This is a genomic window from Desulfosarcina sp., from assembly GCF_033791525.1.
Taxonomy (GTDB): domain Bacteria; phylum Desulfobacterota; class Desulfobacteria; order Desulfobacterales; family Desulfosarcinaceae; genus Desulfosarcina.
Genome location: NZ_JASJGN010000051.1, coordinates 1 through 6,693 on the forward strand (window position 1 = coordinate 1; position 6,693 = coordinate 6,693).

Here is a 6,693-nt window from a genome sequence, read left to right on the forward strand (position 1 = left end):
CCGCGGCAAGGATCCTTCAAAGGCCCAAGGAAGCGGAAAAGCCGCGGGTCGTTTCCTCTGGCAAACGTCCTGAAAAAGGGTCGGGGACCATTCTCGTGGTGGACGATGAAGAATACATCCTCAATGCAGACAAGGCCATGCTCAATGAACTCGGCTACGAAGTGTTGCTCGCCAACGGGGGAAAAGAAGCCCTTCGCGTGTTCGATGAGAACAAGGATCGCATTAACCTGCTGATCCTTGATTTGATTATGCCGGATCTGAGCGGGGAGATTGTCTATGACCGCATCAAATCCTTACGTCCGGACATCCGCGTGATCCTCTCCTCAGGTTACAGTATCGAGGGGCAGGCCGAATCCATTCTCAAGCGGGGGTGCGACGGGTTTATCCAAAAACCGTACAACCTGAATCAACTGGCCGATAAGATCAAGCGAATTCTTGCCTGACAGATGAACCGCGATAGCCAGCGAACCGGAAATCGATTTTATCCTTACGGTGTTGCGACACACTGCCGTTACCGGCAGAACCTTCCCCGCGGTTTGCCGCGGGGAGGGTTCAATCGCCAATTAGAAACAAGGTGGGTAACCCCTCGGGTTGGCAGCGGGGGGCGCCAACGACACGCGAATGGCTGACATCCATACGGTCGATAAGTTCCAAGAACGGAAACGGGCATTTCTCAATCCCAAGAAAAGGACCCTTGCGCTGCAGCTGTCGGACAGCGTGCTCCTCTTGGGGCTGGGGGTGGCCTTTGTCTATTGGGTTTTCGCCTCCCTTATTTTTGCATTCACCGCCGAAAGCGGAACCTTCATCGATCAATTTCTCAATCCTGGATTCAACGAGGTGTTAAGCCGGCTGCTGGTGCTGTGTTTTTTCATGATTTTCGGTTCCCATGTAGGTTACACCATCCGCCAGCGTCAAAAGGCCTACGAGGCGTTGGCCGGTAGTGAGGAGAAGCACCGTACGATCATCGAAAATATTGAGGACGGCTATTTCGAAATGGACCGCCACGGCCAGTTTACGATCTTCAATGATTCTTTCCGCAAGATTACCGGGTACGCGGCTGACCAACTGCAGCAGTTGGATTATCGACGGCTCCTGACCCCGGCGGAAACGGAAAAGGTACTCGGCGCCTTTGACAAAGTCAACCGGACCCATCAGGCGATTAAAGACCTTGGGTTTGTCATCGTGCGCAAGGACGGCGCCAGGCGCTGGGTGGAAACCTCATTGTCACCCATCGCCGGTGCCAATGGGGAGACGTCTGGCTACCGGGGCATTCTGCGGGACGTCACCCGCCGGCGCCAGGCCGACGCACTGAACCAGGAAAAGATGGCTGCCGAGGCTGCCAGCCGTTCCAAAAGCGAATTTCTCGCCAACATGAGTCATGAGATCAGAACGCCGCTCAATGCCATCATCGGGTTGGCGGAACTCCTGCTGGAATCATCCCTGACCCGTGAGCAGCGGGAGGATCTCAAGGTGGTTCAATCCGCCGCTTATGCCCTGCTGGCGGTCATCAACGATATTCTCGATTTCTCCAAGATCGAAGCGGGCAAGCTGGAACTGGAACGATCCGCTTTCTATCTGAGGGACTTTTTGGGAGATGCGCTCAAAATCCTGGCCGTCAAAGCCCATGAGAAAAATCTGGAATTGGCTTACCGGGTGGCGCCCGATGTGCCGGATCGGCTGGTGGGTGACCACCACCGGTTTCGCCAGGTGCTCCTCAACCTTATCGGCAATGCAATCAAGTTCACCGATTCGGGTGAAATTATTGTCTTTGCCAAATGCCGGTCCCGAGACGGTAACCGGCTGATGCTTCACGTGGCCGTTCAGGACACGGGGGTGGGAATTGCCGCCGGCAAGCAGGTCCTTATTTTCGAGGCATTCCGACAGGCTGACGGCAGCACCACTCGAAAATACGGCGGGACGGGTCTCGGGCTGGCTGTATCTGCGCAACTGGTCAACCTGATGGGGGGGCAGATCGGCGTCAGGAGCGTACTGGGAAAGGGCAGTATTTTTCATTTCACTGTGGCCTTCGATGTGGATGCCGAGGCAGCGGCCGGCCCCGAGGTGCCAGATGAGGTCGATCTGAGCGGCTTGCGCATACTGGTTGTTGACGACAATGCCACCAACCTGAAAATTTTGTGCGAAATGCTCACCAGTTGGAAAATGTTTCCGAAACCCGTAGCGTCGGCAGCGGAGGGAAACGCAGTGCTGAGAAAAGGCGGTGTCGGTTTCGACATGGCCCTGATCGATTTCGGTCTGCCGCAGTCGGGTGCCCGGTCATTGATCCGACGAATCAAGGGAGAAGCCGGGGGTGCCACACGGATCATCATGATGCTCACCACCACGAGCGCCAAGGAGACGGATGGGTTCGATGACGCGGATGTCGGTGCAGTGGTGACCAAGCCCGTCCGGCCGTCGGACCTTTTGGATGCCATCATCAAGGCCCTTTCCATGGAGACGATGCCGTCTGAAAAGCACTCGGAAAAAAGCGGTTCCGGCCGGCAGGCCACACCGCCGCGGCTCAATATCCTTGTTGCCGAAGACACGCCCTTCAACCAGAAGTATATTCGACGTTTGCTGGACAGCTGGCAATGCCGGACAACCATTGTCGACAATGGCCGGTTGGCTATCGAAGTCCTGGCCGAGCAGGGCTTCGATCTCGTTCTGATGGATGTTCAAATGCCTGAGATGGACGGCCTCACCGCTACGACATGGATCCGTGAACAAGAAAAGCAAAACAATCGCCACGTGCCTATTATCGCCATGACGGCTCACGCCATGCGAGGCGACCGCGAGCGATGCATTGAAGCCGGTATGGACGATTATGTGTCCAAGCCCATTTCGTCTTCCACGCTACTGGAAGCCGTCTACCGGGTAGTGCCCCTGAAAGCGGGTGAAGCGGGATCAGCCTCAGCTGTCGAACCATCGGAATCGGTGGACGATGCCGGTGAACTGGCCGCGCTTCTTGAAGCGTTCAACAATGATGGCACTTTTTTCAAAGATGTCGCCGACATGTTCATCACCGACTATCCGCCCATGGTCGAGACGGTGAAAAAAGCCATCGCCGACGAAGATGCTGCGCTGTTGAGCCGAACGGCCCACTCCCTGAAGGGGATGGCCCGCAATTTTCAGGTCGATGGTGCGGCGGATGCGGCCCGACAACTGGAACTCGTGGCTGAACAGGGGCAGTTTGAAACGGCCCAGGACCTGAGCCGGAGGCTGGCCGATGAATTGGCTGGGTTTGAACGGCGTCTTAAACAAATGGTCGCCCGTGTATCGGAAGACTGAAGACGGATGACAGAAGACGGAAGACGGAAGACGGAATTGAACGATTCAGGGATTGAGGAATGTTAGGAGAGGCTTCCAGCCGCGATCAGTAAGGCCTATCCACTCCCTTATTCTGTGGGCTGAGCCGGCAGGTTATGTTGAACCGCAGACGTCACCTGACGATGCGGTTTTCATGATGTTTCATCAGTTATTTTTGACATCAGACATCAGTCTTCCGGCCTTGGTCCTCGATCTCTCGTCATCCGCGTGTCTACGATGATGTAACGCAGCATTTCCCAGGCCTGTTGCTCCTTCAGGCGCTCATTTGCATCGTGGGCGTCCTGATCACCGCCTCCGGTGGAGTAGACAATGGCCGATCGGCCACCCGGCCTGGTAATGGTTTGAATGCCCATAGATTGTTCCGCAGCCCGGTTTTGCAGGGCCCGGGCCTGGATCTCGCTTTGCAGCATCATCTGAACGGTCTCCTCGGAAACCCCGTTTTGTTTGAGCAGCAGGATCTCTTCCACGGTCAACGCCCCCGACGTTGCGGGCGCGAGCCACCCCAGACAGCAGATGATGAACATGAGCGTGATTTTCATGGTGACACCTTTTTTGATAGATCTTGACAGAACAGATGCTTATTTTTAATAATACCTTGATAAAAATAGCAATATTTATGGCTTGGTGTCAATCGGCTGCCCCATTGCCCCCGGCGGCTGCTGACGCTGACGATTATACCCAAGGAGGCGGTCATGCTAAAACTCAAACAGATTGTGGTGTCCATCGAAAATTCACCGGGTCGTCTTTTCGAAGTCACCCATGCACTGGGAAAAGCGGGGATTAATCTTCGAGCCTTGAACCTGGTGGACACCGGTGCCTTCGGCCAACTGAGACTGCTGGTTTCCGATGTGGCCAAAGCCCGTCAACTGCTCATGGAGATGCATATCCCCGCCATGGTCAACGAGGTCATCGCCGCTGAATTAGAGGACCAGCCCGGTCAACTGGCCGGTGTGTTAAAACCGATTCTGGATGCCAACATTCAGGTCGTGTTCATGTATGCCTTTTTGCGGCAGAATCAGGAACGGGCGGTCATGATTTTCCGATTCTCAGATAATGACAAGGCAATTGCCGTCATGCAGGAACATGGTGTGCACCTGCTGGACGCAAAACAGTTCGGCATTCTGGAAAACACGGATTAAGGACCTGCCCGATACCCATGGCCGACCTTCCTCCGACTTCCGACCGCCTGGACATTGGCGATGACATCTTCAGGGACCGATTCAGGGTCTTTCTGGAAAATGTGGCGGACGGGTTTTATGAAACGGACCTGAAGGGCAAATTCCGCTTTTTCAACAATGCCCTGTGCCGTATTTTCGGCTATACGGCAACGGAGATCCAGGGGCGTAACTTCAGCGAATTCATGGATGCGGAAAACGCCCTCTACGCCTTCACCATCTTCAACCGGCTCTACGAGTCCGGTGAGATCCCGTCTGAAATCATCTGGAAAATCGTCCGCAAAGACGGCCAGGAGCGGATATTAGAAATATCGGTCAGCCTCATTGTGGATCGGTCCGGCCAAAAGACGGGTTTCCAGGGCGTGGCCAGGGATGTCACCCAGAAAATCGCCGATCAGCAGGAGCTGGAAGCCTCCCAGCGACGTGCCCAGACACTTTTCCAGGCCAGTTCACGGGCTGAACGACGATACCGGGCTTTTCTGGAGTTTTTGCCCGATCCGGTTTTTGTTTTCCACATGGACAGCACGGTGTCCTACCTCAATCCCGCCTTCGAAAAGGTCTTCGGCTGGACCTTGACGGAACTTGAGGGCAAGCGCATCCCCTTTATTCCCGACAGCGAAAAGGAGCGCACGCGGGCAGGGATTAAAAAACTGTTCAGGGAAAAAGCGCTCCACGGCTTCGAAACCCGACGGTTGACCAAGGACGGCCGGATTCTGGACATCGTGGTGGACGGAGCCATCTTTTACGATGCCCAGGATAACCCGGCAGGCCAGGTCATCACCCTGCGCGATGTGACCGCCCGGAAGCGGGCCGAGCAGATCAACCGGGTTTTGTTTCGCATTGCCCGTGCCCTGTACCGCTTTCCCCGGCTGGATCGCATGCTGGAGTACATCACCCGCCAGGTCCAGGAACTGATCCGGGTTGCCGGTGCCATGGTCATGTTGATCGATGAAGAGAAACAGGAGTTCTACATCCCCGTGGCGGCTTACGAGGATGACAAGACTGGCAGCAAGATGAAGGAGATCCGGTTTCCTATGGACAAGGGGGTGGCCGGGCACGTTTACCGGACAGGCGAGCCCCTGATCGTTCCCGATACGGCCAAAAGCCCGTATTTTTACGACCAGGTGGACAAACAGGTTCAGTTCCACACCAAAAGCATGCTGGACGTGCCCCTTCGAATACAGGAGCGAATGATCGGCGTGTTGTGTGCGGTGAACAAGACAGAGGGTGCTTTTGACACCGGTGACGTGGACCTTTTAGGGGCCGTGGCCAACCTGGTGGCGCTGCCCATTGAAAATGCCCGCATCAACGAAGCCCTTCAGCGGGCCTACGAGAATGTGCGCGGGCTGAACCGGGCCAAGGAGCAGGTGATCCATCATCTTTCCCACGAACTGAAAACACCGCTGTCGGTGCTTTCCGCTTCACTGGGGCTGCTGGAAAAGCGGCTTGACGAGAGGCAGGACAAGGCTTTAGACAGGATCCTGGCGCGGGCGCGGAGAAACCTCCAACGGCTGCTGGATATGCAGTACGAGATCGGCGACATGCTCCGGGAGCATGACTATCGGGCCCATGGCATGCTTTCCTTTCTGCTGGAGGCCAGTCGCGACATGCTGGTTACCCTGGCCGAAGCGCAGCCGGGCAGTACCCGCGTGCCGGAAGTGATCCAGCAGGCCATCGACCGCGAGTTCGGTAGCGAAGAGATTCCCTGCACGGATATCGCCCTGGACCAGCTGGTGAAAAATCATCTGGACACCTTAACACCGCGTTTTGCCCACCGCGATATTTGCTTGGAAACCCGTCTGGAACCGGTGGTACCGGTGTTGGTTCCCGTGGAGGTGATGGAAAAGATTGTGGAAGGGCTGGTGAAAAATGCCATCGAGAACACCCCTGACCAGGGACGGGTAACGGTGGTGGTGCGCAACGGGAAAAAAGGGCCCGTGTTCGAAGTCAAAGACACCGGTGTGGGAGTGACGGCGGAGAAGCAGCAGCTGATTTTCAACCACTATTTTGCCACCGGGGATGCCGCGAACTATGCATCCAAGTCGCCCTATGACTTTAATGCCGGCGGAAAGGGATTCGACCTGCTGCGAATCACCATTTTCTCCGAGCGATACCACTTCGATATAAAAATGATATCCCATCGCTGCGGTTACATTCCGACTGACAGTGACATTTGCCCGGGCGCCATCGATCG

The 6,693-nt window shown here is 55.8% G+C and carries 5 protein-coding genes; 4 read left to right on the plus strand and 1 reads right to left on the minus strand.

From position 1 onward, the window contains the following. Both QNK41_RS02615 and QNK41_RS02620 read left to right on the plus strand, forming a co-directional pair. On the plus strand, positions 1-443 hold a 443-nt coding region (locus QNK41_RS02615; RefSeq protein WP_319253457.1), incomplete at its 5' end, for a response regulator. A gap of 178 nt (positions 444-621) precedes the next feature. Continuing rightward, positions 622-3,285, plus strand: coding sequence for a response regulator (locus tag QNK41_RS02620; protein WP_319253459.1), 2,664 nt, complete (start codon positions 622-624; stop codon positions 3,283-3,285). A gap of 206 nt (positions 3,286-3,491) precedes the next feature. Here the strand turns inward: QNK41_RS02620 and QNK41_RS02625 are convergent, their stop codons facing one another. After that, on the minus strand, positions 3,492-3,863 hold the full coding sequence (locus tag QNK41_RS02625; protein WP_319253461.1) for a hypothetical protein: 372 nt from the start codon (positions 3,861-3,863) through the stop codon (positions 3,492-3,494). A 153-nt stretch (positions 3,864-4,016) separates the two neighbouring features. On the opposite strand from QNK41_RS02625, the gene QNK41_RS02630 reads away from it, so the two are divergent. Next, positions 4,017-4,463, plus strand: a complete 447-nt coding sequence (locus QNK41_RS02630; RefSeq protein WP_319253463.1) for an amino acid-binding protein — start codon at positions 4,017-4,019, stop codon at positions 4,461-4,463. Between the two features lie 17 nt (positions 4,464-4,480). After that, positions 4,481-6,693, plus strand: a 2,213-nt coding sequence (locus tag QNK41_RS02635) for a PAS domain S-box protein (protein WP_319253465.1), incomplete at its 3' end; no start/stop codon positions are given.